Origin of the sequence: Actinomadura rupiterrae, from assembly GCF_024172125.1 — a bacterium.
Taxonomy (GTDB): domain Bacteria; phylum Actinomycetota; class Actinomycetes; order Streptosporangiales; family Streptosporangiaceae; genus Spirillospora; species Spirillospora rupiterrae.
In genome coordinates this window covers 792,961-817,103 of the sequence record NZ_JAMZEA010000004.1, presented here as the reverse complement: position 1 = coordinate 817,103, position 24,143 = coordinate 792,961, and the positions used below count along the sequence as shown (strand labels likewise).

The following is a 24,143-nucleotide window of genomic DNA, read 5'->3' as shown; positions in this document are numbered from 1 at the left end:
CTGAGACTTCAGGGTGATCCTCCCTGAGCACGCACGAGGCGGGCCCGCACGCACGGTGCGGGCCCGCCTCGTCCTTGCTCTGCCGGCTACTCCTTGGTGCCCTGGTCCATGGACGAGTCGGGGAGCTGGAGCGGCTGGTCGAGCTGCGTCTTCGGCGAGGCCGCCGGGTCGGGCTTCGCGTCCGCGTTCGCGTTGCCTCCGAGGGCGGAGCGGTCCGCGTCCAGCATCGTGTGCTGGGCGGGCGCGTCCTGCGACGAACCAGGCCCGGCCTGCGGCGCGCCCGGAGCCGCCGGAGGCGCGGCAGGCGCCGACTGAGGAGGAGCGGCGGGAGGCGCGGGCTGCGCGTACGGGCCGGACGGGGACTGCTGCTGAGGCGGGTAACCGGGAGCCGCGCCGAACGGCTGACCGCCAGGCTGCCCGCCGTACTGCGCCCCAGGCTGACCGCCGGGCTGTCCTCCAGGCTGGCCCGCGCCGAGAACGCCAGGCTGACCGGGAGCGCCGGGCTGGCCAGGGGCGGGGGGATAGGGCTGCTGGCCGCCGTAGACAGGCGGGCCGCTGGGAGGCGGCGGCTGCGGCGCGCCCCACTGAGGGCCGCCAGGGCCAGGGACAGGGCCACCGGCGGGCGCGGGCCCGGCGGTCTTGGCGCGCGACATCCCCAGCAGGGTGCCGCCCCCGGCCACCAGCAGCGCCAGCACCGGAGTGATCAGCTCCTTGGCGTCCATGTGCTCGAACGCGCCGGAGATGATGTCGGAGACGTGGTCGCCCGCGTAGTAGACGAGGCTGCCCAGCAGCCATCCCACGCGCAGCGCGATGAACGCGGCGACGGCCGAGACGACCGGGATCGCCGGGTTCGGGGAGCGGACGGCCAGCAGCGGCAGCGCGACGATCAGCGCCACCACCACGAGCTGGAGGTAGAGGAAGTTCTCCGACAGCAGGAAGCCGGGATGGCCGTCCCCGCCGATGACCTGCCGCAGCGAGCGGCTGGCCAGGTAGCCGGTGATCGTGGTGAAGACGGTCGCCACCGCGCCGCCCACCATGATCAGCAGGATCGCGGGCAGCACCCGGGACGACCCGGCGGGACGGCCCGGACGCGGCGGCTGCGGCGGGAACGGGGACGCTGGGGGTACGGCGGAGGGCGGCTGGTGCATTTGACCATTAAATCCACCATCGCTCCCTGGTGCAGCCCGTCCGCCCCGATTTCGTGCCCGAAAGCGGTCCGCGATCGCCCGGTTCCGCCGCATTTTCCGGCGTTCTCTGACGCGAAGTTCTTACGGAGTGATGACGTGGCGGTGCGGTGTCCCGCCCGGGACATACCGTGGTCGTGTGAGTTCACCGACGCGCCCCTCCCCGTCCGGCGGACGTCCGGCCCCCGCCGCGCCGGAGGTCACCGGACGCGTTCTCGTCGTGGACGACGACCCCACCGTCGCGGAGGTCGTCGCCCGCTACCTGGTCCGCGACGGCCACGACGTCGAGTGCGTGGCCGACGGCGTCCAGGCGTTGAAGCGCGCCCGCGAGAACCCGCCCGACCTGGTCGTCCTCGACCTGATGCTGCCCGGCATGGACGGTCTGGAGGTCTGCCGCAGGCTCCGCGAGACGACCGCCGTCCCGGTCGTGATGCTCACCGCGCTCGGCGCGGAGGCCGACCGCCTCGTGGGCCTGTCGATGGGCGCGGACGACTACGTCACCAAGCCGTTCAGCCCGCGCGAGCTGGCCTTGCGCGTCCGGTCCGTCCTGCGGCGGGCGCGCGGCGCGGTCGTGCCCACCGCGCAGGGCACTCCGCTGCGCGACGGCGACCTCGAACTCGACCCGCACGCCCACACCGCCACCCTCGCCGGGGCGCCGCTCACCCTCACCGCCCGCGAGTTCGACCTGCTCGCCTTCCTGCTGCGCAACCCCGGCCGCGCCTTCACCCGCGAGCAGCTGCTCGAACGCGTCTGGGGCTGGTCGTTCGGCGACTCGGCGACGGTGACCGTCCACGTGCGGCGGCTCCGCGAGAAGCTCGAACCCGACCCGGCCGCGCCCCGCCGCCTGGTCACCGTCTGGGGCATCGGCTACCGCTACGACCCCAGAACCGCCGACGCAGGCACCGGCGGCGACCTCCGATCCGCCGGTCGCGCAGGCGATCCGGTGGTGGGCTCCGGGGCGGACGAGGCGGGACGGCGTTGATGATCCCCCTTGCAGATCTCGTCTGGGTCGCCTGGTACTCGGCGCTCGCGGCGGTGGTGGTCGCCGGGGCCGGGCTGCTGGCGCTGCATCTGCTGCGCGGACGGTCGGTGGCGACGCAGCTGGTCGTGGTCGGGGTGGCGACCGTCCTGGCGACGGTGTCCGGGATCGTGGTGATCTCGCTGATGATGCTGCTCAACGAGCATGACCTGACCGTCGTGATGTGGGTGGTGACGGCGGCCGGGCTGGTCGCGCTGGCGGTGTCGGTGCTGCTCGGCAGGCGGCTCGTCGCGGCGAACCGGGTGCTCGTGGAGGCCGTCCGCGCCGACTCGTTCGAGCCGCCGCCGGTGCGGCTGCCGGCGGAGCTGGCCGAGCTGTCCCGCGAGCTGGAGGCGGCGCGCGCCCGGCTCGCGGCGGCGCACGAGCGGGAGCAGGCGCTGGAGGCGAGCCGCCGCGAGCTGGTCGCCTGGGTCAGCCACGACCTGCGCACCCCGCTCGCCGGGCTGCGCGCGATGGCCGAGGCGCTGGAGGACGAGGTCGTCGACGACCCCGAGACCGTCCACCGCTACCACGGCCGCATGCGCGTCGAGGTGGAGCGGCTGTCGGAGATGGTGGACGACCTGTTCGAGCTGTCCCGCATCCACGCGGGCGCGCTGCGGCTTTCGCGCGAGCGGGTGGGGCTCGCCGACCTGGTGGCCGAGGCCGTCGCGGGCGCGGAACCGCTCGCGAGCGCCAAGGGCGTCCGCCTGCACGGCGAGGTCTACCTCGGTGGACCGATCCAGGTGGACGCCTCGGAGCTGGGCCGCGCGCTGCGCAACCTCGTCGTGAACGCGATCCGGCACACTCCGGGCGACGGCACGATCGAGATCTCCGCCGAGCTGGTCGAGGGCGAGGCGAAGGTCACCGTCGCCGACGCCTGCGGCGGCATCCCCGCCGAAGACCTCCCGCGCGTCTTCGACGTGGCGTTCCGCGGCGAGACCGCGCGCACTCCGGGCGGCGGCGCGGGGCTCGGCCTGGCCATCGCGCGCGGCATCGTCGAGGCGCATTCCGGACGGATCGGCGTCACCAACGCGGGCCCCGGCTGCCGCTTCGAGGTGAGCCTCCCCGCCGGCATGCCCGCGCTCGGGACGGGGGTGTGACCAGCGACTCACGGTGATCTGGATCATCGACTCGGCGGCGCCCTCGCTCCGGTCGACGCGCTGACCAGGGCATTCACGCCCTTCTGTGGACTGCGTCACGCTCCATAAGGCTTCACTTACCAGGAGTAGTGTCCCTTCCCGTCGTTATTGGACGCGACGTTGGATAGTCGTCGCGGGACGGGGAGGTCTCGGCGTGCGCACTCGCGGCTCGGCACTGCTGGCGGTGGCGATGGTCGGAGCGTCCGGACTGGCGGCCGTGGCGCTGGCGGGCCCCGCCGAGGCGCAGGCCAGGCGGGCGCAGCCCTTCGACTTCAACGGGGACGGACGCTGCGACGTCGCCCTCGGCAGCCCGGACGGGACGGTCGGCGGCAAGCGGTCCGCCGGATTCGTCACGATCGTGAGCGGTGCGAAGGGCGGCCCGAACGCGTCCCGGCGCGTCGTCCTCAGCCAGGACGCCAAGGGCGTCCCCGGCGCGGCCCGGCCGGGTGACCGGTTCGGCGCGTCCCTCGCGTCCGCCGACTTCGACCGGGACGGGTACGCCGATCTCGCCGTCGGCGCGCCCGGAGACGACGCCCGCGCCGGCAGCGTCACGATCTTCTGGGGCTCCCGCTCGGGCCTGACCGGACGCGCGACCCTGCGCACCGAGGCGCGCCGCGCCCCCGGCCACCGCTTCGGCGAGTCCCTCGCCACCGGCGACATCGAGGGCGACGGCAACCCGGAGCTCTTCGTGACCGTCCCCGGCACGAGCACGTTCACCTGGCTCTACTTCACCCCGCGAACCCGCACCACCACCGCGACCGCAGCCCCGAGCACGTCCGCACAAGGCGCGAGCGCGGTCGGGAGCACCTCCGCGCAAGGCGCGGCGGACGTGGACCGCTCCTGGGTGGCGTCCGGCGACATCAACGGGGACGGGCGCGGCGATGTCGTCTATGCCTGGTTCGACGGCGATGACCCCACGGTCGAGCACCGGCGCGGCTTCACGGTCTTCAACGGCACCGCGCGCGGCGGCTTCACCCGCGGGACGACCGTCTACACGACCGTCCACGCGCTGGCCGTGGCCGACTTCAACGGCGACCGCCGGGCCGACATCGCCGTGGGCGACATGGACGACCGGCCGTCCGCAGGCGGCCGCGTCAGCGTCTTCACCAGCGGTTTCCTCGGCCTCGACCGGCCGTACTCCATCGCGCGCCCCGGCGGTGGGACGGCCGAGGACGACTTCGGCGCGTCCCTCGCGTCCGGGGACGTGAACGGCGACGGCCGCGCCGACCTCGCCGTGGGCGCACCCAAAACCGACATCGGCCGCACCTTCGACGCGGGCACGGCATACGTCCTGTTCGGCACGCCGTCCGGACTCAGCGCGCGCGGCGCGCGCCACGTCACCCTCGACTCGCCCGGCGTCCCCGGCACCGCCCGCGGCTACGACTACCTCGGCGCGGAGGTCGCGCTCCTCGACGCCAACGGCGACGGACGCGCCGACCTCATCGCCGGAGCCCCCGGCTTCGACCGCGACAACGGCGCCGCCCTCTACATCCCGGCCGCCGCGGCTCGCGCCTCCGGCACGTCCGGCCTGGCGACCAGCGGCGCGATCGGCCTCACCGCCCGCCCCCTGGGCGTCCAGGGCCGCGGCGCCGAACTGGGCACCACGCTAGGCCACTGACCAGCACATCCATCCCCGCCGACCGAGCAGCGTGCGAGCCCCGGAGCCGAGGCGGTGGGCTAGGGCCTGTTCGAAGTGGCCTCGGCCACGCGCGCGAACGCGTGACCAACCCGGCGGAGCGAAGCCGAAGGCGAGCGAAGCCGGGTTGATCGCGAAGCGATGCCGCGTTCGCCCAGGCACGGTCACGGAGCGAGCCGCTAGGCGAGCGCAGTGGGCCGTGACTTTGAGGCACAGGTTAGTCGTCGAGGTGGCGGCGGCGCAGGTGGTCGAGGGCGCGGGCGTCGGCCGGGGTGCCGCGCTCGGTCAGGCGGTCGGCGATGCGGTGCAGGATCTCCGGCTTCTTGTTCCCGGCGTACTTGAACTTGGCGCGGACGTCGGTGACGGTCAGCTCCAGGCCGCGGATGCCGGGGAGCTGGCGCCGGTCGAAGGGGTCGTCCGCCGCCACGGGCTCCCGCACCGAGCCGGACGGCTCGAAGCGGGCGAGCTGCGCGGTCAGGATCGCGGCCTTCTCCTCCGGGTCGTCCACGATGCGGACGTCGCAGGTGAGCTGCACGGTCGCGTAGTAGGACGTCGGGATGGCGCGTTCCGGCGCGACGTCCTCGGGGCGGCCCCACTCGGCGGGCGCGTAGACGTAGTCGTCGATCACCGTGAGGACGGCGCGCGGGTGCTCCTCCAGCGGCTCCCACACGGGGTTCGGGCGGGCCAGATGCAGCCGGACGGTCTTGTCGCCGTCCCACAGGAAGTGCGTCGGGACGACCACCGGCACGTCCCGGTCGCGGCCGCCCGCGATCAGCTGGCCGAAGTCGCGGCCGCCCGCGAGGAAGGCCCGCCACTCGTCGTCGCCGGTCGGCGCGTCCCAAGGATGAACCAGCATCCGCCCATTTTACGGTTCGGCACTTCCGCGACCGTGCGGTGCCGAACGCTGCGAACCCCGTGACCGCGCGGGCTTTACGGTTCGACGGTCTCCTCGATCGCGCGGAAGGTGGGGCAGGGCCAGCGCCACATGCAGGCGCGGCAGCGCTGGATCGGGCTGGTCGGGTCGCTGGTGATGCCGCCCGCGTCCTGCGGGCGGTGCAGGTCGACCAGGCGCAGCGACAGCTCGGTGAACATCATCACCTCGTCGCGCGCGCCCGCCAGGAAGGTCAGGTCCTCGCGGGCCAGCCGGGTGCGGATCGGCACGAAGCCGGAGCGGTTCACCAGCCGGCCGAGGTACTGGGTGGACGACCGCCAGGAGTTGGACTTCTCCGACCGCGTCCGGATCGCCTCGATGCGCTCGCGCAGCCTGAGCTCGCGGGGATCAGCGCCCTGCTCGGACCTCATCGGTGGCACACCCCCTCCGCACGGCCACCGTCCTACGGTCCCCCATGCGGGGCCGCCGCGCAGGGTGAACGGCGCAGATCCACGGTCCGGACACGGCCAAGAGAGGCAAGATCAACGGTTTCCGGGACGACCAGCCGGACATAACACCCCGCTGTCGGCCCGCGACGCGCCGCGACGCGCCGGTGCGGCGCGCCTGACACGCCCACGCGACACGGGGAGATGGCGGACTCGCTGGATAGCGGGCCGTCCGCCGGGTAATGTGCCCGACGTGGAGCTCAATGTCTCGACCGCATCTCAGGGAGGTCACGCCGTCGTCACGGCGACCGGCGAACTGGACCTGTACACCGCGCCCCGGTTGCAGGCCGCGCTCGCGGGCCTGCTGCGCGACCAGGCCGACCGCATCTCCGTCGACCTGAGCGGCGTGGAATTCTGCGACTCGACCGGCATGAACGTCCTGCTCTCCGCGATGAAGCGGCTCAAGGAGCAGGGCGGCGCGCTGGAACTGGCCGCACCACGCCCCGCCGTGAGGCGCATCCTGCAGGTCACCGGGCTCGACACGGTGTTCACCGTGGTGGACGCCGTGCCCGCCCTCGACACTCTCTGACGGTCACCGCGACCTGTCCGACCCGGCCGGGCGGTGCTCACAGCGCCGTCCGGCCCCGCGCTGGCGCGCACCCGGCCGAGGTCCGGCGCGGGGCGGGCGGCGGCCACTACGATCGGGCGCATGCAGGACGTAGCGGTGATCATCCCCGCGAAGGACGAGGCCGACCGGATCGGTGACACGGTCAGGGCCGCGCTCGGGCTGCCCGGCGCGGACCTGGTGGTCGTCGTGGACGACGGGTCGTCCGACGGCACCGGGCGGGTCGCCGAGCAGGCGGGCGCGCGGGTCGTCCGGCACAGCCGCAACCGGGGCAAGGGCGCGGCGATGGAGTCCGGCGCGGAGGCCGTCCGGCTGCTGGACGAGGGCCGCGACCGCCCCCGCCACCTGCTGTTCCTGGACGCCGACCTCGCCGCGACGGCCGCCGAGGCCGCGCCGCTGGTCGAGCCCGTCCGCGCGGGCGAGGCGGACATGACGATCGCGGTGTTCTCGACCACGGTGAAGCTCGGCGGGCACGGTTTCGTCGTCCGGCTGTCGCGGGACGGCATCCGCCGCGCGACCGGGTGGACGGCGACGCAGCCGCTGAACGGCCAGCGCTGCCTGACCCGCGCCGCGTTCGAGGCGGCGCGCCCGCTCGCCGCCGGGTTCGGCGTGGAGACCGCGCTCACCATCGACCTGCTGCGCAAGGGCTTCCGGGTGACCGAGGTGGAGGTGCCGCTCGCGCACCGCGCCACCGGCACCGACTGGCACGCGCAGGTGCACCGCGCCCGGCAGTTCCGCGACGTGGCCCGGGCGCTCGCCGTGCGGGAGCCCGCCGTCGCGTCCCGGCTGGACCGGCTGCGCGCCTTCCGCCGCCCGTGACCCCGGCCGACCAGCACTCCCCGCCCCGCCGCATCGCCCCGCCCGCGCCCAGCGAGGACGCCGGACGCGCCGCCGGGGCCTGGGGGCTGGTCGGGATCGGGACCTCGCTGGCGTGCTTCCTGCTCGTCGCGCTGCTCGGGCCGTCGGTCTTCTCCCCGGCGCTGGCCGGACGCCCAGGTCAGCCGCCGTTCTCGCTGACCGCGCACCCGTCGCCGTACCTGGTGATCGCGCTCGTCGCGGCGGGCACGCTGGCCGGCGCCGGAGGGCTCCTCGGCTGCCTCACCGCCGCGCGCCGCGGCTGGCGCGTCCGGGCGTTGCCGCTGGTGGCGGCGGGGATGCTCGTCGCGGCGGCGTTCGCGTTCATGCCGCCCGCCGGCTCGGCCGACCACCTGAACTACGCGTCCTACGGGCGGATGGCGGCGACCGGCCACGATCCGTACACGACGACCGCAGCGGACGTTCCGCACGACCCGGTCATCGGCGCGGCCGAGGAGTGGCGGACCACGCCGTCCGTCTACGGGCCGGTCGCGACGGCCGGCCAGGCCCTCGCGTCCTGGATCGGCGGGGATTCGGTGCGCCTCACCGTCTTCGTCCTGTCCCTAGAGAACCTGGCGGCGTTCGGCCTGACCGGCCTGATCCTCTACCGGACGGCCCGCACCGACGCCGGACGCCTGAGATCCGCGCTCATGTGGACGTGCAACCCGCTGACGCTCTTCCACCTGGTCGGCGGCGGGCACAACGACGTCCTCGCGGTCGCGCCGATGATCGCCGGACTCGTCCTGTGCACCGGCGGCACCAGGCGGCGGCTCGGAGACGCGGCGCGGATGCTGCTCGGCGGCGTGCTGATCGGCATCGGGACGGCGATCAAGCTGCCCGCCGCGCTCGTCGCCGGCGGACCGGCCTGGACGCTGCTCCGCCGCGTCCGCACCGACAGCGACGCCCGCCGGAGCCTCCTCGCGCTGGTCGGCGGCGCGGCGGTGACCGTCGCGGCCGCGTACGCCCTCGGCGGCCCGCACGCGCTGGACCAGGTCAACCGCGCCAGCCGCATGATCTCGCTGGCCACGCCCTGGCACCTGGTCGCCCTGCTGCACCTGCCCGGCCTCCGGACGATCGTGAAGATCGGCTGGGTGCTGCTCGGCGCCGTCCTGGTCTGGGGCTTCGCCCGCGCCCTACCCCTCCCGGACGACACCCCGGAACCTCACCCGGACGACACCCCGGAACCCCGCCGTGACGACACCCCGGAGGCGCGGGTGGTCGCGGCGGCGCTCGTGCTCGGGTGGCTGCTCGCCGCGCCCTACGAGCTGCCCTGGTACGACGCGTTCGGATGGGCCGTCCTCGCGCTGCTGCCCTGGTCGCGGTTCGACTACCTGCTGCTCGCGCACACCACGGCGCTCTCGCTCGCCTACCTGCCCGCGCGCGGCCCGGAGCCCGCCGGGCTGCCGGACGATCTGCACTGGCTGATCAGCGTCGTCCGGTCCGGGGCTATCCCTGCGCTTTTGACGGCTTTGCTGGCGTGGGCTCTGTGGACGGCTCGCCGGCGGCGTCCGGGCGGTCCTGGTCGTCCAGCGCGAGGGAGCGCGCCGCCGCCGCGATGAACAGCGGGACGGTCAGCACGAGCACCACCATCAGGATGATCACGCCCGAGTCGTTCGCCAGCGTGCCGATCACCCCGACGGTCAGCGCGCAGACCAGCGCGGGCCGCATGGTCTCCGCCCGCGCGTAGGTCGAGGTCAGCGCCGTCGTCCACCGGAACCGCGAGGGCCGGGCGAGGACGAGGTACAGCAGCACGATTCCGGCCGCGACCAGCAGCGTGACCGGCCAGAACGCCAGGCTTCCGAGCATCGAGTCGAGCTTGCGGGAGACGACCGACCAGGCGTGGCCGCCGACCAGGTCGTTCCAGAACTTGCCCATATGCGTCGGATGCGAGCTGCGCGAGTTCAGGAAGGACAGCAGCAGCACCGCCGCCGCGCCCGCCACGCAGAACAGGCCGAGCTTCACCAGCGACACGCGCCGTCCGGACACCATCAGGCCGAGCAGCGCGAACGTCGGGACGAACGCGAGCACGCCGCCGAAGTCGGCGCCCCACATCGGCCCGCCGTCCAGCGCGATCGCGGCGAGCCCGACGACGGCCACGACCGCGACGGCCCACCAGCGGTGCCCGCGCCGCAGCGGGAACCCGGCGAGCCAGGCCGCCGACAGCACCATGGCCGCCGCGAACAGCGCGAACGCCTGGTTGCCGAACCCGTAGAAACGGCCCGCGACGACGGCGGTGTAGCCGAGGAACGAGTTCATCTGGAGGTGCGAGCCGGTCATCACGTCCAGGCCCAGCGTCGCCGCCGTGATGCCCGCGACGATCAGGACGGGCAGGACGACCGTCCGCCGCCAGGGCCCGGCGAGCACCACCGCCGCCATCGCCACGCTGATCGCCAGCACGGTCGCGACCAGGACCGGCGTCGTGTGCGGCGCCTTCCACCACGGGAACACCCCGGCCAGGAACGACGCCCCGGGCACGGACGCGCCGACCAGCGCGACCGCGCGCGTCCCGGCGAGGATGCGCCGCCGCGTGGACGGCCCGCGCCAGCGCCGCCGCAGCGCCAGCCCCGCGATCACGTAAACGACGAGCTGCACGCCCGCGAGCGTGGACAGGAACCCGCCCTGGACGCGCCGGATCGCCTGCCCGGCGACCTCCTCGTCCGTCAGGATCTCGACCTTCCGGGCGGTCTTGTCACCGGTCGGGCGCGTCCGGAACGGGGAGCCGACCGCGTCCGACGGCTCGGTCAGCCGCACGGCCTGCATCATCGTGGACGTGACGTCGGTCAGCGTGACCAGCGCCTTCTGCCGCGTCGCGTCCGAGTACAGGTAGGACGAGCCGGAGAAGCCGGGCCCGGTGGCGAGCGCCACGCGCAGGTGCGGCTTCGGCCCGTTGTCGGACATTCCGGCCAGCAGGACGGTCGTGCCCGCCGGGACGCCCGCGAGGACCTGCGCCACCCGCCGGTCGGCCGCGGACGCGGCGCGCGCCCGGTCGGCGGGCTTCACCGGGACCTGCACGCCCTTCGCGTCCACCCCCGCGGTGAGGTAGGCGCGGAACACGTCGTCGATCTCCACGGCCGTCAGCGGGCAGCGCGACCAGTCGGCCTGCGTCGCGCGGTCGGTTCCGGCCACGTAGTGGTCGACGCGTCCGGACCGGTCGGCGAGGCCGTAGACCGCGCCGGGGCCGATCGCCGTCGTGCAGAGCCCGTTCCGGTGCGCGGTCTCGCCGAGCAGCCCCGGCTTGGCGTGGTAGGACGAGTCGGAATTGTCCTTGACTATCCTGGGCCAGCCGGGAGCCAGCGCGCCGCCCTGCGCCGGGGCGGGCGACCCGGCCGGGACCGGGGCGCCCGGCAGCACCGGGTTGGACGGCAGGACGCAGTCCGCGTCCTTCAGCCGCGACCGCTGGCCGGCGGAGACCGTCAGCCATCCGTCGGTGGGGCAGGTGTACGGCTGGGTCGTCCGGACCGTCATCGCCCCGGCGCCGCCCTGACCCGCGAGTTTCCACAGCGTGGGGGTGCGGGAGGCGGTGATGTCGGTCCACATCAGGCCGTCCACGCCGACGAGCACGACGCGTCCGGTCGGCGCGTCGTGCCCGGGAACGGACGGAACGTCCCGCCCAGGGGCGGCCTGTCCGGAGGCGGCCTGTCCGGGGGCGGTCTGTTCAGAGGTGGTCTGTGCAGGGGCGTCGTGTCCGGGAGCGGACGGGGCGCGCAGGGCGAGGGCGCCGCGGCCGGCGGTGTCCGAACCGGCGTTCGAGCCCGCGTTCGAGGCCGCGCTCGGGCCCTGGCCCGGCGCGGCGGCCTGCGCGGACGGCGCCGGGAGGCCGAGCAGGAGGCCGGTGGCGGCGAGAACCAGCAGGACAGCGGCCAAGGCCGGACGCGGTGTGGGGAGTCTCGCCCCCGGTAGCCCCATGTCGTCCAGGGTAGTGGCACCGTTAGGACAGGATGTGAACATGCGAGGAGCCACAGGGACGGGCGACGTCGCGCCGGAGCGGCGCGCGTCCGGCTCGAACGGGGGTGCGGCGGTGGGGGCGACTGCCGTGAACGAGGCCGCCGCGTCCGGCGATGACCGCGCGCGCCGCCGGGACCGCGCCGGGACGACTCCGCGTGCCGGAACCGCGGGGACCGAGCCACGTGGCGGAGGCCACGGCGGCACGTCCGTCCCGTCCACCGGGTGGCGGCCCCGCGACGGCGCGGACTGGCTGATCCTCGCCGCCGGCATCCTGGTCGCCGTGGCGGCGATCACACCGATCGTCGTCCGCTGGCTCGGCAACCCGCCCGACCAGCGCCTGGTCGACCTGGAGGTCTACCGGGAGGGCGGCCGCGCCGTGCTGCGGCAGGCCAAGCTTTACGACGTCCTCACCCAGCCGCCGCAGCTGCTGCCGTTCACCTACCCGCCGTTCCCGGCGCTGCTCGCCGTCCCGTTCACGCTGATGTCCTGGACCGCCGCGCAGTGGACCTGGACGGCCCTGGAGTACCTCGCGCTGATCGTGATCGTCCGGTACGCGTTCCGCGACCTGATCGCGCGGACGGGCCGCTGGGCGCCGCTGACCTTCGGCGTCCTGTTCGGGGCCTGCGCCTGGCTGACCCCGGCGTTCGACCAGATCCGGTTCGGGCAGGTCGGGTTCTTCCTGATGGCGCTCTGCCTCGCCGACACGATGGCCCGCACCGCCTACTGGCCGCGCGGCGTGCTGGTCGGCATCGCGATCGCGGTGAAGCTCGTCCCGGGCGTCTTCCTGATCTACTTCCTGCTCACCGGACGCCGCCAGGCCGCCGCGAACTCCCTGCTCACCGCGGCCGCCGCGTCGCTGTTCACGTTCGCCTGGCTGCCCTCGGACTCGGTCGACTACTGGTTCGGCGCGCTGCTCCAGGGCGGCGACCGCACCGGCGCGGTGAACGGCACGACCAACCAGGCACTGAACGGCTGGGTGTCCCGGATCACACCGGAGGGCCCGCTCCGGACGGCGCTGTGGGGCGTGCTGGTGATCGTCGTCGCGTACGCGGGCTTCCGGCTGGCCCGCCGCGCCACGCTCGCCGCCGACCGGCGCGCGCTGCCCGCCCTGCCGCCCGACCCGTCCCGGCGCTGGGGCACCGACCGGATGCTCGCGGCCGACCCCGCCGCCGGGGACGCCGCCCGCAGCCTGCTGCTCGCCGGCGTCGCCGTCACCGGCCTGCTCTCGGTGCTGCTGTCGCCGGTCGGCTGGATCCACCACCTGGTCTGGATCATCGCCGTCGTGGGCGCCTTGGTGGGAGATGGGCGGAACACGCGAAGGTGTCTGGTCGCGGCCGGCGTCTGGCTCTACTACCTGTTCCCCGTGCCCTGGTGGGGGACCCACCTGACCGGCCCGCAACATCCGCTCATTTCCCAGTTCTTCGGGCAGCTCATCCGCGATCTGTTCGGGTTCGGGGCCGTCGCGCTGATGTTCGTCCTCGGGATCTGGCTGGTGAACCGGCTGACCGCGGTTCCCGATCATGAGGATCCCTCTCGTCCCCTGGACGGTGTCGGTACGCTCACTCCGTGATGCTTGTCGCCCTGGCCATAGCCGGACTCGTCGCCGGCGTGGCCGGACTGTCGGTCGCCGTGGTGGCCCACAACCGGGTCAACCAGGTGGTCGAGGAGTGCGCCGAGGTGCTGCGCCGCCGGCTCCAGGTGGCCGGCCCGGGCTCGGTCGACGCCCAGGCGCTGCGCGACCTGGCGATCGTGCACTACGACGCGCTCAAGGAGATGTCCGGCCACCGCTCCTTCTCGCTCGCCCTGATCAACGCCGTCGGGGACGGGGTGGTGATCAGCTCCATCATCGGCCGCACCGAGACCCGCACCTACGCCAAGGTCGTCCGCGACGGCCACCCCACCGAGCCGCTGTCGCCCGAGGAGAACCAGGCCCTGCGCGCCGCCCGCCTCGGCAAGGGCCCCATCGTCTCCATGGACGACCCGCTCCCCGACTTCGGCGCCGCCGCCCGCCCGCCGCGCCCGCGCCTCAGCGAGCCGTCCAGCGCCACCGACTGACCCGCGAGGTGTCCAAGTGAGCCGCACCACGCGTCCCGCGCACCCCAGCCCGACCACGTAAACTCCTGGGACCGGACACTCGCACTCGGGGGGACGCACCGTGCCTGATCCGCGCCGCTGGGCCTACCTGGGACCGCAGGGCACCTTCACCGAGGCCGCGCTGCGCGCCTTCCCGGCCGCCGCCGGCGCCGAGCACGTCCCCTTCGCGACCGTCCCCGCCGCCCTCGACGCGCTGCGCTCCGGCGAGGTGGACGGCGCGGTCGTCGCCCTGGAGAACTCCGTCGAGGGCTCCGTCCCGACCACCCTGGACGAGCTGGCCACCGGCGACCCCGTCCAGATCGTCGGCGAGATCCACCTGCCGGTCTCGTTCGCCCTGCTCGTCCGCCCCGGTACGGCCCTCGCGGACGTCAAGACCGTCGCGTCCCACCCGCACGCGCAGCCGCAGTGCCGCCGCTGGCTCGCCGCGAACGTCCCGGACGCCGAGTGGCGCGCCGCCACGTCCAACGCCGAGGCCGCCCAGCACGTCGCCGACGGCCACTACGACGCCGCCCTCGCCGGCTCCTTCGCCGCCGCCCGCTACGGTCTGGACGTCCTCGCCGAGGACATCCACGACGTCGCCGACGCCGTCACCCGCTTCGTCGCGCTCCGCCGCCCCTGCTCCCCGCCGCCTCCGAGCGGCATGGACCGCACCAGCGCCGTCGCCTTCCTCGGCGAGGACCACCCCGGCGCCCTGCTGGAGATCCTCACCGAGTTCTCCGTCCGCGGCATCAACCTCTCCCTCATCCAGTCCCGCCCCACCGGCCGCGGCCTCGGCTCCTACCTCTTCTGGATGGACTTCGAAGGCCACGTCTTCGAGTCCCGCGTCGGCGAGGCCCTCATGGGCCTGCGCCGCATCTGCGCCGACGTCCGCTTCCTCGGCTCCTACACCCGCGCCGACGCCGTCCGCCCCGACATCCGCCGCGGCACCCACGACCACGACTTCACCGAAGCCGCCGCCTGGCTAGCCACCATCCGCTGCGGCGCCACCGAGCGCTGACCCCCGCGCACGGCACCCCGCGCTCGCACGGAAGACGGCGAGCACATGGACATCGGCTGATCTTCGTTGAGGGGTAAACCGGCCGGGGACGCGCGGCGTCCTCTCCATGCTTCCTGTAGATCATGGAGATCGGCGTGCGCAGGTTCCTCAGCCTTCTCTGCGCCGCACTCGCGGCGCTGACCCTCCTCGCAGCACCGCCCGCGTACGCGGGCGGCCCCCCGACCATCCGGCCGCCGAACTGGCAGCCCCGGAACGTCGGCGACACGATCGATGCCGAGGCGGACATCTCCTGGCCGGGTCCGCTGCCGAGGTCGATCAACGCCCGGCTCTGGATGTCCGGCAGCGGCGAGACCATCGCGGACGTCGAGCTGGCGCCCTCCAGGATCGGGAACCTGTACTGGCAGGGGCCGCAGCCGGTCAGGCTGCCGCGCAGCGGGCAGGTGATGGTCGACTACCGGATCGTCGACGCGGACGGCAGCTCGCGGACCCAGACGAACCCCTATGTCCGGGTCTACCGGCACGTCCGGTTCAGCGAGCTGGCACACACGCCTGAACCCGCCGACCCCCAGCACCGGCAGGTCACCATCACCAGCAGGGTGCTCGGTGTCGGGGAGGACGGCTCGACCGCCCCGCTGACCGGAACCACCGTCGGACTCTTCCTTCGCGGCGTGGACGAGACCAAGCCGATCGCGACGGCGACCACGGACGCCGACGGAAGGGTGTCGTTCACGGCCGAGGGCGCGGACCCGGACGGGGGCGGCTGGTGGCCCGACCGCGACTTCTACCTCGGCGTCAGCACCGATGACTACTGGGACACATCGGAACTGATCACGGTTCACTACGTGCGTCCGAAGTCGCGGATCACCCTGGACGCGCCGACCTTTCCCCAGCCTGTGCGCTCTGGGACGGTGGTCACGCTCACCGGGCGGTTGGAGTTCCAGGCGGCGAACGGGAACTGGACGCCGGGGAGCGGACCGGTCACGCTCACCGAATGCGACCATAAGGCTTTCTGCGCCAACACTGTGGCATCCGCCAACGCACGCGACGGCCGGTTCAGCCTCGGCGTGACTGCGCAAGCCACCCAGGGCGGCTACGAGGCCCGGTTCAGCGGAACCGTGGAAATCGGGCCGTCGTACTCCGAAGAGCTCCCCTTGGACGTGCGTTATGTCACGGCCTTCCGGGGCGTGTCCGTGTCCCCGAGGCCCGTGGTCGCCGGGAAGAACGCCGTCATCTCCGCGCAGTGGGCGTGTGTGGGATCTGCGTCCTGCGACACCCGCCGTGATGGCCTCATCTCCCAGCCGCTCGTCCTGGAGGCCCGTACCGGCGCGACCTGGCGGGTCATCGCCACCGGATCCACCTCCCCTGACCGCGTGGCGCTCACCGCTCCGGCGGCGCGGGGCGCGGTGTGGAGGCTGCGGGCCCTCGCCGCGCCCGGCTACCTGGCCGCCGTCGGTCCCGAGATCAAGGTGGACGCGCGGTACGTGAGCGGGTTCGACCATGTGAGCCTGCCTTCCAAGGTGAAGAAGAGGCATGCTCTACGGGTCGGCGGACGGCTCATGCGCCAGGTGGGCAAGACGTGGAAGCCCGTCACGGGCGCAACCGTCCAGGTCTGCTTCCGTCAGGCGGGTGCGAAGGGGACGACGTTCTGCCACAGCGCCCGCACCGATCGGTACGGGCGGTTCGTCCGGACCGAGTATCCGCAGCGCAGCGGTTCCTGGTGGTTCGCGTACGCCGGGACGGAGGCGAACGGCGATTTCTCGGCGAAGACCGCTGAGAAGTACGTGCGAGTTTCGTGACGCAGCTGCTGCGCATGCGGGCAGTCGCACCTACCTGGGCGCGTGGAGTACGAGCGACTACGTCGACGTGCGCTAGGGAGAAAACGGGCGTGCGGGGGTAAACCGGGGTTGACTCCCGGACGTCTTCTCCTTGCTTCACTCACGTGATCACGGAGAACCTTCCTTGCGCAGATCTCTCGCGGCCCTCGTGTCGCTGTTCACACTTCTGGCGTTGCTGCCCCTCGCCTCGCCTGCGTCGGCGGCGTCCGCACCGGTCGTGATCGACGCGTCGATCACGACCGGGACGAACGGCAAGGCCAATCCCCAGGTCATCCTGCAGTCGTTCGCGCCGGGGACCACGGTCGACTTCAAGCTCCGCCTCAAGGGGAGCGACGAGCCGTACGCGACCTTCCCGAACGTTCCGCTGGGGTGGGCGGTCATCGGACGCGGGGCCGTCTGGCAGCCCAAGACGGCCGTGGACCCCAAGCCGGGACGGACCTACCTGGACATCCGGATCAGCGACCCCTCCGGTTCGCACACCGATCTGTCGCAGGTCACGTTCACCGACTCGGCGCCCGCGCGGTTCGTCCTCGGAGTCGGCGGCGGCGGACCCGACCGGGTGACCAAGCCCTTCGGGGCCCAGGCCGAGGTCACACACACCGGCGGTGTCAGCAAGATCGTCGCGCGGCTGTACCGGGCCGGGACGGACGAGCAGGTCGGGGAGGACGTCACGCCCACGGTCCGGCAGGTCTTCAGCCTGCCCGGAGGCGTCACCCGCACGGACTATATGACCGGCCCGGTCTTCGATCCGCCGTCGCCCGGCGAGTACGAGGTCGCCTTCACGGCCTGGGACGACCAGGGCGACAGCCTCACCCGGCGGACGTCGACCTACGACAAGCGGCTGGAGCAGCGGCTGGTGGACGTCCACATGACGCCCGACGCGATCGACTACGACCACCCGGAGCTGACCATCGGCGGACGGGTGACCGACGCCGCGGGCGCGCCGCTCGCCGGTGTCCAGGTGAGCCTCGACTCTCCCGCGGCGACGACCACGACGGCCGAGGACGGCTCCTTCGCGCTGCGGGTGAAGCCGGTCGGGTCGGGAGCCACTCTCTCCGCCTCTGACCACGGCGACTACGGCTCTGCCTGGACCGGGCTCACCTTCCCGATCCGCACCCAGGCGACCCGCGTCTCGATCACTCCGGTCCCGAGCGCGTCCCGGGTCGGTGACAAGATCAGCCTTTCTGGACTGCTGGAGCGGCAGACCGCGGGCGGCGGCTGGGTGCCTTTCGCGGGACGGCAGGTCAAGATCTCGTTCACCGACGACGGGACGGGGCAGACCGTCCCGCTCGGCGCGGCGACGACCGGCTCGGACGGCCGGTACTCGTGGCCCGCGACGGTCACCGGTTCGGGCACCTGGCGGGTCGACTCCGACGGCGACACCTACGTCCAGAGCAGCATGGCGGGGGAGCACCGCCGCTCGGCGTTCTGGACCCGGGTCGTCAACGTCTCCGCCCGTCCGAATCCCGTCGCGGTCGGCGGCAAGGTCACGGTGAGCGGCCAGATCCTCCGGAACGGCGCGTCCGGGACCCGGGCCCAGGCGGGCAACGTGCCGGTGACCCTGACGTTCAGCCCGGACGGCAAGCGCATGTTCGACATGGGCAGCGGCCGGACGGACGCGGCGGGACGCTTCTCGCTCTCCGGCACCGCCAAGGCGGACGGCGAGTGGTGGGTGTACTACGCGGGCGGCGCGGGGACGGGTGGCACCTCGGACGAGGCGGTCTCCACCCCGCGCATCTTCGTGGACACCCGGTACAAGACGGCGATCTCGTCGTTCAATGCTTCCCCGGAGCCGGTGAAGAAGGGCCGGACGCTGACGGTGCGGGGGCGGATCACCAAGTTCACCGGGAGCTGGCAGCCCGGGGCCGGGGCCGCGTTGAAGATCTACTTCAAGGCCAGGGGAGCGTCCTCGTGGAAGGTCATGGGGACGGCCACGGCCGATCGGAACGGGTGGTTCGGTAAGGGGTTCACGGCCTCGGTGGACGGGACGTGGGCGGCTGCTTACGCGGGTAGCTCGACCTACCTCGGGGTCTGGAGTGCCGGGGACTACGTGGACGTTCGCTGATCATCGTCCTCGCGGCCGGGGAAGGCGGTGGCGGTTTCGCGCGCCGCTTCCCCGGCCGACTTGCGGACGCCTCGGCTGGTGCGGCGGATGATGTTCGCCGGACGGTCCGGGAGGTGGCGGGCGGCGAGGTCGCGGCTGCGCCAGCGGCGGCGGGCGCGCTCGCGGTGCTCGGGGTGCAGGTAGTTGATCAGGCGGTCGATGTGCATGAGCATCTCGCCGTACAGGGTGCGCTGGCGGATCCCGGTGGCGCGCTCGGAAAGCATCTCCGCGAGGGCGTGCCGGTCCTCGCTGGCGGACTCGACCAGCTCGTCCAGGCGGCGTTCGAGGTGGCGGGGGTCGGCGTCGCGGGACAGGTCGGCGACGGCGAGCTCGGTGTAGGCGTGGACGCCGTCCGCGAGCTCGTCCATGACCTCGGCGAGCCGGGCGCGGACGACCGGGTCGGCGAGGATGTGGTCGTCCTCGCCCTCGGCGCGGACGCTGTCGACGATCGCGCGGGTCAGCGTGCGCAGGGACAGGTCGAAGTGCTCCAGCATCTCCACGCCGTCCCGGAGCGCGACGCCGGCGTCGATCAGGGTGAGGGCGCGCGGGTTCAGCCGGACGCTCTCCTCGGCCTGGCCTACGGCCTCGTCGGTCTGGGTGATCTCCTTGAGCATCCGGCCGGACTCGGCGAGCCAGTGCTCGGCGTCGTCCACACCCGGTTCGCCGCGCAGGTCGTCGGCGATGCGGTCGACCATCTCGGCGAGCCGCCGGCCGACGTCCGCGACGGCTTCGCGGCCCGCGCCGACCCGGACGGGCGGCCAGGCGAGCCCGGCGATGAGCCCGACCGCGGCGCCGACCAGGGTCTCCGCGACCCGGTCCCAGGCGGCGAACTCGTTGCTCGCGCCCACCCCGAAGATCAGCATCGCGCTGATCGGGACCTCCAGGGCCTGGTCGCCGAGCCGCAGCCCGAACCCGATCGCCAGCCCCGCGAAGATCGCCAGCCCGAGGCTCCACCAGGAGAACCCCAGCCAGTCCCCGAGCGCCACGGCCGTCAGGACGCCGAACGCCACCGACAGCACCCGCTGCCAGACCGACCGCAGCGTGCTCAGCGCCGACACCTGGACGACCAGCAGCGCCGTCAGCGGCGCCAGCAGCGGCAGCGGCGCCCCGTGCGGCTGCCACCAGCGCGCCAGCACGTACGCCAGGACCGCGATCACCGTCAGCCTCAGGGCGTCCAGCACGCTCACCTTGGCCCGGCGACTCACCCGGAACCTCACCCTTCACACTGAAGCCGCCACAGCTCACATTCCGGCCCGCCTGCGGGCAAAGTCTTCGTCACCCGGCAAGGTAAACCGACCCTAACCTCGGCGCGTCCTCTCCCTGTCCCGTCTTAACGATCATGGAGTTGGTCCGTTGCGTCGTCCTGTCGCGGTCCTCACCGTCGCCCTGAGCCTCATGGCTGCGCCGCTCGCCGTCCCCGCCCACGCCGACGACACGGTGACCGTCGTCGCGGACCGGCCGCAGCAGTTCGTCTACGCGGACGGCGGGCTCTGGGTGTCCGCCCGCGTGGACGGGACGGCGGACGTCCGGTCCCTGCTCGTCCGGTTCCTGCGCGCCGGGACGGACGAGGCCGTGGCCTCGTACCCCATGGACAGGCAGCCGTCCGGCCTGTGGCGCAGCCACCTGAAGGCCATGCCGCCCGCCGGCTGGATGGACGCCGAGTTCGTCGTCACGGGCGCCGCCGGGCACGAGACGTCGCAGAAGATCGCGAACTACGCGCACGTTCTGCGGCACACGATGCTGGCCGGGCTTCCCGTCTCTCCGGTTGTGGTCTGGAAGGGGCAGAAGGACGTCCGGATCTCGGGCACGGCCTACGAGCGCGTCGCGAGCGGCGGCGGCCTGCTGGTGAGCGGTGCGCGCGTCGTCCTCGAACAGGGGACGAAGCAGGTGGCGGAGGCAACGACCAGCGGTGACGGGCGGTTCGCGTTCACGGTCCCCGCGCCTGGCCGCGACGGGTCGTCCTACACGGTCGACTTCCCGAGCCAGGGCGACTTCCAGGCGTACACGAGAAGCGTTTCCCTCCAGCTTGAGCGGCATGCCGCGCGGATCAGGCTGGACCGTCCGGTGGTCGCGCAGCCCGTCGCGTCCGGCACGCGGGTCAAGGTTTCGGGCAGTTTCGAGGTCCAGTCGGCGGCGGGCGCGTGGGTGCCCGGCGGTTACGGCCAGAAGGTCAGGCTCGACGGCGTTCTGGTCGACGTCAGCGAGGGACGTTTCAGCGGAACCGCCGTCCTCAGCGCCAGAACACCGTTGTCCGCGTACTTCAGCGGCGATGACGACTACCTGCCGGCATCGGCCCAGCTCAACTTGGACGTTCGCGACCGGACGAGCCTGCGCGCGGGCAACACTCCCGAGCGCATCGTGGCGCGAGGCGGGCGCGTTGCGCTGGAAGGCTTCCTCGAGCGCGGAGTCGACGGCCTTTCCGGGCAGCGTGTCGATCTGGAGTTCTCGGCGGACGGGAAGCGCTGGGCCTCCATTGGGCACGGGACGACCGGGCAGTACGGATATGTCAAGGTGAGTGCCGTGGCGGCGAAGGACGGCCGGTGGCGGCTGCGCTTCCCTGGCGAGAAGAACAGCCTGTTCCCGGCGGTCGGACCGTTCCGCTACGTGGACGTCCGGAACCCGGTCAAGGTCGAGTCGTTCAACGCGTCGCCGGAGCCCGTCCGCAAGGGGAAGGCGATCACCGTGCGCGGGCGGGTCCTGCACCAGGTCGGCGGGAAGTGGAAGCCGGTGGGGCGCTCGACGCAGATGGAGGTCGTCTTCCGCTCCGCGAAGCCGGGCGGGCAGACCGCGTTCGCCTTCGGCGTCGGACGCGACGGATGGTTCACCCTCAAGGTCCCCGCCCGCGCTGACGGAACGTGGTTCGCCCACATCCCCGGCAACCGCGATGACGTGGAGTTCTGGTCGGCGGGCGACTACGTGGACGTGCGCTGACACGAGGCGGGCAGGTGAACAGGAAGCCGTCCCCGTGAGGCGCGGACGGCTGTACCGCCTAGGCTGTCGGGCGTGGACCACGGGGATCGGTTCGAGGAGATCGTCGCGCCCTACCGGGACGAGCTGTTCGCGCACTGCTACCGGATGCTCGGCGGCGTGCACGATGCCGAGGACGCCTTGCAGGACGCGTTCGTCGGGGCCTGGAAGGGCCTGGACGGGTTCGAGGAGCGCTCCTCGCTGTACCGGATCGCGACGAACGCCTGCCTGAAGGTCATCCGGGAGCGGCCGCGGCGGCTGCTCTCGGCCGACCTGTTCCCGGCCCTCGACTCCCCGGACGATCTGGGCGAGCCGGTCGAGGCCGCCTGGATCGAGCCGCTGCCCGACCCGGCCGAGGGCGTCGTCCGGCGGGAGGGCGTGGAGCTGGCGTTCGTCGCGGCGCTCCAGCACCTGCCCGGGACGCAGCGGGCCGTCCTGATCCTGCGCGAGGTGCTCGGTTTCTCCGCCGCCGAGGCCGCGGAGATCCTCGGCACCAGCGTGCCGAGCGTGAACAGCGCGCTGCAGCGGGCGCGCGGCACGCTGGAGAAGCGGACGCCGATCCCGGTCGGCGGCGGCGACGACCGGGCCGAACGCGAGCTGGTCGGCCTGTTCATGAGCGCCTGGGAGCGGGCCGACGTCCCCGCGCTGCTCGGCCTGCTGGCCGAGGACGCGCGGTTCACGATGCCGCCGCTGCCCGCCTGGTTCGACGGCCGGGACGGCGTCGAGCGGTTCCTGCGCGAGCGGATCTTCCAGATGTCCTGGCGGCTCGTCCCGACCCGCGCCAACGCGCAGCCCGCGTTCGCCGCCTACGTGGACGGACGCCTCGCCGGGCTCAACGTCCTGACCGTCCGGGACGGCTGGATCGCCGAGGTCACCTCGTTCCTCGACCCGCGCATGTTCGAGGCTTTCGGGATTTCCGAGAATTTTCCCGGCTGACCGATGAGTGCGCGCCGTTCGCCGACTCCTAGGGGGTAGGAACGCGAACGAAGGAGAACGGCAATGCGCAAGGTCATCCTGTACGTGAACGTCACCGCCGACGGTTTCCTGTCCGGCCCGCAGGGCGAGCTGGACTGGATGCTCCCGGACGAGGAGATGAACCAGCGGCTCAGCGACGAGCTGCGCGGACGCGTGGACACGATCCTCCTCGGACGCAACGTGTACCAGGCGTTCGAGCAGGTCTTCCGCGCCCAGGCCGCCGACGCGGCGAGCCCTCCCGGGCTGGTCGACTTCGCGACCTGGATGATCGAGAAGCCGAAGGTGGTGTTCTCCCGCTCCGGCGTCGAGGTCAGCGACGTGTCCCGGGTCGCGGACGGCGACCTCGCCGAGGAGGTCGCGAAGCTGCGCGCCGAGCCCGGCGGCGACCTGGTGCTGTTCGGCGGGGTCGAGACCGTCCAGCAGTTCGTCCGGCTGGGGCTGGTGGACGAGTACTGGATCAAGCACTACCCGGTCGCGCTCGGCGCGGGCCGCCCGCTGTTCACCGAGCGGACGGACCTGACCCTCACCGACGCGGCGCCCTACCCGTCCGGAATCGTCGTCCTGCGCTACACCCCTTGATCAGCCGTACCGCGCGCCGAACCGTGATCTACGGTGGACGCGTGGACTTCGACACCTACGAGCGGGACCTCTGGGACGGACGGGCCGACGCCTACCAGCGAGGATTCGCCAGGATGACCGCCGGCTCCGTCGGCCCCCTCCTGGACGCGGCGGGCGTCGGCCCCGGCACCCGCGTCCTGGACGTCGGCACCGGCCCCGGCATCGTGTCCGCCGAGGCCGTCCGGCGCGGCGCGTCCGTCACGGCCGTGGACGCCGAGCCGACCATGGCCGCGACCGCCCGCGCGAACGTGCCCGGCCTGGACGTCCGCGAGGCGGTCCTGCCCCACCTCCCGCTCCCGGACGCCGCGTTCGACGCGGTCGTCGGCAACTTCGTGATCAACCACGTCAGCGACCCGGACGCCGCCGTCCGCGCGTTCGCGCGCGTCCTGCGCCCGGGCGGGAAACTGGCCCTGACCTGCTGGGAGATGCCGCCGTCCGGCGCACTCTCCCTGGTGACCGAGGCCCTGGAGGAGGCCGGTGTCCCGTTCCCGGACGACATCCCGACCTCCCCGTTCATGGACCTCGGCAAGCGCGGCCCCTTCGCCGCCCTGCTCCGCGACGCCGGCTTCCCCGACGCCTCCGACGCCGAACTCCGCTGGACCCACCACGTCGACCCCGAAGACTGGTGGACGACCGGCGCCCTCGCCCGCGTGGGCACCAACGGCGTCATCGTCTCCCGCCAGGACGCCCCGACCGTCGCCAAGATCAAGACCGCCTACGACCGCCTCGCCACCCGCTACGCCACCCCCGACGGCCTCCTGGCCCTCCCCGCCAACGCCCTCATAGCCACAGGAACCCGCTGAAAATCACCTTCATCACGAGTAAACCGGCGTT

General features: G+C 73.2%; 20 protein-coding genes. 15 read left to right on the top strand and 5 right to left on the bottom strand.

Annotation, left to right across the window (positions count from 1 at the left end):
- Window positions 1–86: 86 nt before the first annotated feature.
- Window positions 87–1,148: a hypothetical protein gene (locus tag FHU30_RS16720; protein WP_253876737.1), complete on the bottom strand. Its 1,062-nt coding sequence runs from the start codon at window positions 1,146–1,148 to the stop codon at window positions 87–89.
- A gap of 175 nt (window positions 1,149–1,323) precedes the next feature.
- On the opposite strand from FHU30_RS16720, the gene FHU30_RS16715 reads away from it, so the two are divergent.
- The 3 genes from FHU30_RS16715 (at window position 1,324) to FHU30_RS16705 (ending at window position 4,959) form a co-directional block, all read left to right on the top strand.
- Window positions 1,324–2,166, top strand: a complete 843-nt coding sequence (locus tag FHU30_RS16715; protein WP_443612889.1) for a response regulator transcription factor — start codon at window positions 1,324–1,326, stop codon at window positions 2,164–2,166.
- On the top strand, window positions 2,166–3,302 hold the full coding sequence (locus tag FHU30_RS16710) for a sensor histidine kinase (protein WP_253876736.1): 1,137 nt from the start codon (window positions 2,166–2,168) through the stop codon (window positions 3,300–3,302). The genes FHU30_RS16715 and FHU30_RS16710 overlap by 1 nt, the downstream gene beginning before the upstream one ends.
- A gap of 193 nt (window positions 3,303–3,495) precedes the next feature.
- Window positions 3,496–4,959 carry an FG-GAP-like repeat-containing protein gene (locus FHU30_RS16705; RefSeq protein WP_253876735.1) on the top strand — a complete coding sequence of 488 codons (1,464 nt, stop codon included), beginning with the start codon at window positions 3,496–3,498 and terminating at the stop codon, window positions 4,957–4,959.
- A 235-nt stretch (window positions 4,960–5,194) separates the two neighbouring features.
- Here FHU30_RS16705 and FHU30_RS16700 read toward each other — a convergent pair whose 3' ends face one another.
- Window positions 5,195–5,833, bottom strand: coding sequence for an FMN-binding negative transcriptional regulator (locus FHU30_RS16700; protein ID WP_253876734.1), 639 nt, complete (start codon window positions 5,831–5,833; stop codon window positions 5,195–5,197).
- 74 nt (window positions 5,834–5,907) lie between these two features.
- Window positions 5,908–6,279: a hypothetical protein gene (locus FHU30_RS16695; RefSeq protein WP_253876733.1), complete on the bottom strand. Its 372-nt coding sequence runs from the start codon at window positions 6,277–6,279 to the stop codon at window positions 5,908–5,910.
- 268 nt (window positions 6,280–6,547) lie between these two features.
- Between FHU30_RS16695 and FHU30_RS16690 the strand changes: the two genes are divergently transcribed.
- From FHU30_RS16690 to mptB, 3 genes are all read left to right on the top strand, one after another.
- Window positions 6,548–6,883: an STAS domain-containing protein gene (locus tag FHU30_RS16690; RefSeq protein WP_253876732.1), complete on the top strand. Its 336-nt coding sequence runs from the start codon at window positions 6,548–6,550 to the stop codon at window positions 6,881–6,883.
- 120 nt (window positions 6,884–7,003) lie between these two features.
- Window positions 7,004–7,738, top strand: a complete 735-nt coding sequence (locus FHU30_RS16685; protein WP_253876731.1) for a glycosyltransferase family 2 protein — start codon at window positions 7,004–7,006, stop codon at window positions 7,736–7,738.
- Window positions 7,735–9,333 carry a polyprenol phosphomannose-dependent alpha 1,6 mannosyltransferase MptB gene (gene mptB, locus FHU30_RS16680; protein ID WP_253876730.1) on the top strand — a complete coding sequence of 533 codons (1,599 nt, stop codon included), beginning with the start codon at window positions 7,735–7,737 and terminating at the stop codon, window positions 9,331–9,333. Before FHU30_RS16685 ends, mptB begins: the two co-directional genes overlap by 4 nt.
- Here the strand turns inward: mptB and FHU30_RS16675 are convergent.
- Window positions 9,221–11,680: a DUF2339 domain-containing protein gene (locus FHU30_RS16675; RefSeq protein WP_253876728.1), complete on the bottom strand. Its 2,460-nt coding sequence runs from the start codon at window positions 11,678–11,680 to the stop codon at window positions 9,221–9,223. The two genes, mptB and FHU30_RS16675, sit on opposite strands and share 113 nt — an antisense overlap.
- A 40-nt stretch (window positions 11,681–11,720) precedes the next feature.
- On the opposite strand from FHU30_RS16675, the gene FHU30_RS16670 reads away from it, so the two are divergent.
- The 5 genes from FHU30_RS16670 to FHU30_RS16650 all read left to right on the top strand — a co-directional run bounded on the left by FHU30_RS16670 (window position 11,721) and on the right by FHU30_RS16650 (window position 18,710).
- Window positions 11,721–13,289: a glycosyltransferase 87 family protein gene (locus FHU30_RS16670; RefSeq protein ID WP_253876726.1), complete on the top strand. Its 1,569-nt coding sequence runs from the start codon at window positions 11,721–11,723 to the stop codon at window positions 13,287–13,289.
- Entirely contained in the window at window positions 13,289–13,774 is a 486-nt protein-coding gene (locus FHU30_RS16665; protein ID WP_253876863.1) for a DUF4446 family protein, read from the top strand. Before FHU30_RS16670 ends, FHU30_RS16665 begins: the two co-directional genes overlap by 1 nt.
- A 100-nt stretch (window positions 13,775–13,874) precedes the next feature.
- Entirely contained in the window at window positions 13,875–14,810 is a 936-nt protein-coding gene (pheA, locus tag FHU30_RS16660) for a prephenate dehydratase (protein ID WP_253876725.1), read from the top strand.
- Window positions 14,811–14,944: 134 nt separating this feature from the next.
- A complete protein-coding gene (locus FHU30_RS16655) occupies window positions 14,945–16,606 on the top strand; it encodes a hypothetical protein (protein WP_253876724.1) in 1,662 nt (553 codons plus the stop codon).
- A 163-nt stretch (window positions 16,607–16,769) separates the two neighbouring features.
- Complete coding sequence (locus FHU30_RS16650) at window positions 16,770–18,710, top strand: carboxypeptidase-like regulatory domain-containing protein (protein ID WP_253876723.1); 1,941 nt, start codon at window positions 16,770–16,772, stop codon at window positions 18,708–18,710.
- Here FHU30_RS16650 and FHU30_RS16645 read toward each other — a convergent pair.
- Window positions 18,692–19,954 (bottom strand): FUSC family protein, encoded by a 1,263-nt coding sequence (locus FHU30_RS16645; RefSeq protein WP_253876721.1) that lies wholly within the window; start codon window positions 19,952–19,954, stop codon window positions 18,692–18,694. The genes FHU30_RS16650 and FHU30_RS16645 overlap by 19 nt on opposite strands.
- A 148-nt stretch (window positions 19,955–20,102) precedes the next feature.
- On the opposite strand from FHU30_RS16645, the gene FHU30_RS16640 reads away from it, so the two are divergent.
- The 4 genes from FHU30_RS16640 (at window position 20,103) to FHU30_RS16625 (ending at window position 24,112) form a co-directional block, all read left to right on the top strand.
- Window positions 20,103–21,680: a carboxypeptidase-like regulatory domain-containing protein gene (locus tag FHU30_RS16640; RefSeq protein WP_253876719.1), complete on the top strand. Its 1,578-nt coding sequence runs from the start codon at window positions 20,103–20,105 to the stop codon at window positions 21,678–21,680.
- A 72-nt stretch (window positions 21,681–21,752) separates the two neighbouring features.
- Window positions 21,753–22,652: an RNA polymerase subunit sigma-70 gene (locus FHU30_RS16635; protein WP_253876717.1), complete on the top strand. Its 900-nt coding sequence runs from the start codon at window positions 21,753–21,755 to the stop codon at window positions 22,650–22,652.
- 63 nt (window positions 22,653–22,715) lie between these two features.
- On the top strand, window positions 22,716–23,270 hold the full coding sequence (locus FHU30_RS16630; RefSeq protein ID WP_253876715.1) for a dihydrofolate reductase family protein: 555 nt from the start codon (window positions 22,716–22,718) through the stop codon (window positions 23,268–23,270).
- Window positions 23,271–23,311: 41 nt separating this feature from the next.
- Window positions 23,312–24,112, top strand: coding sequence for a class I SAM-dependent methyltransferase (locus tag FHU30_RS16625; protein WP_253876714.1), 801 nt, complete (start codon window positions 23,312–23,314; stop codon window positions 24,110–24,112).
- The last annotated feature ends 31 nt before the right edge of the window (window positions 24,113–24,143 follow it).

Coding starts and splice junctions, on each gene's coding strand:
- FHU30_RS16670 (WP_253876726.1), top strand. CDS start 11,721: ATGCGAGGAGCCACAGGGACGGGCGACGTCGCGCCGGAGCGGCGCGCG.
- FHU30_RS16675 (WP_253876728.1), bottom strand. CDS start 11,680: ATGGGGCTACCGGGGGCGAGACTCCCCACACCGCGTCCGGCCTTGGCC.
- FHU30_RS16700 (WP_253876734.1), bottom strand. CDS start 5,833: ATGCTGGTTCATCCTTGGGACGCGCCGACCGGCGACGACGAGTGGCGG.
- FHU30_RS16630 (WP_253876715.1), top strand. CDS start 22,716: ATGCGCAAGGTCATCCTGTACGTGAACGTCACCGCCGACGGTTTCCTG.
- FHU30_RS16685 (WP_253876731.1), top strand. CDS start 7,004: ATGCAGGACGTAGCGGTGATCATCCCCGCGAAGGACGAGGCCGACCGG.
- FHU30_RS16665 (WP_253876863.1), top strand. CDS start 13,289: ATGCTTGTCGCCCTGGCCATAGCCGGACTCGTCGCCGGCGTGGCCGGA.
- FHU30_RS16710 (WP_253876736.1), top strand. CDS start 2,166: ATGATCCCCCTTGCAGATCTCGTCTGGGTCGCCTGGTACTCGGCGCTC.
- FHU30_RS16720 (WP_253876737.1), bottom strand. CDS start 1,148: ATGCACCAGCCGCCCTCCGCCGTACCCCCAGCGTCCCCGTTCCCGCCG.
- FHU30_RS16695 (WP_253876733.1), bottom strand. CDS start 6,279: ATGAGGTCCGAGCAGGGCGCTGATCCCCGCGAGCTCAGGCTGCGCGAG.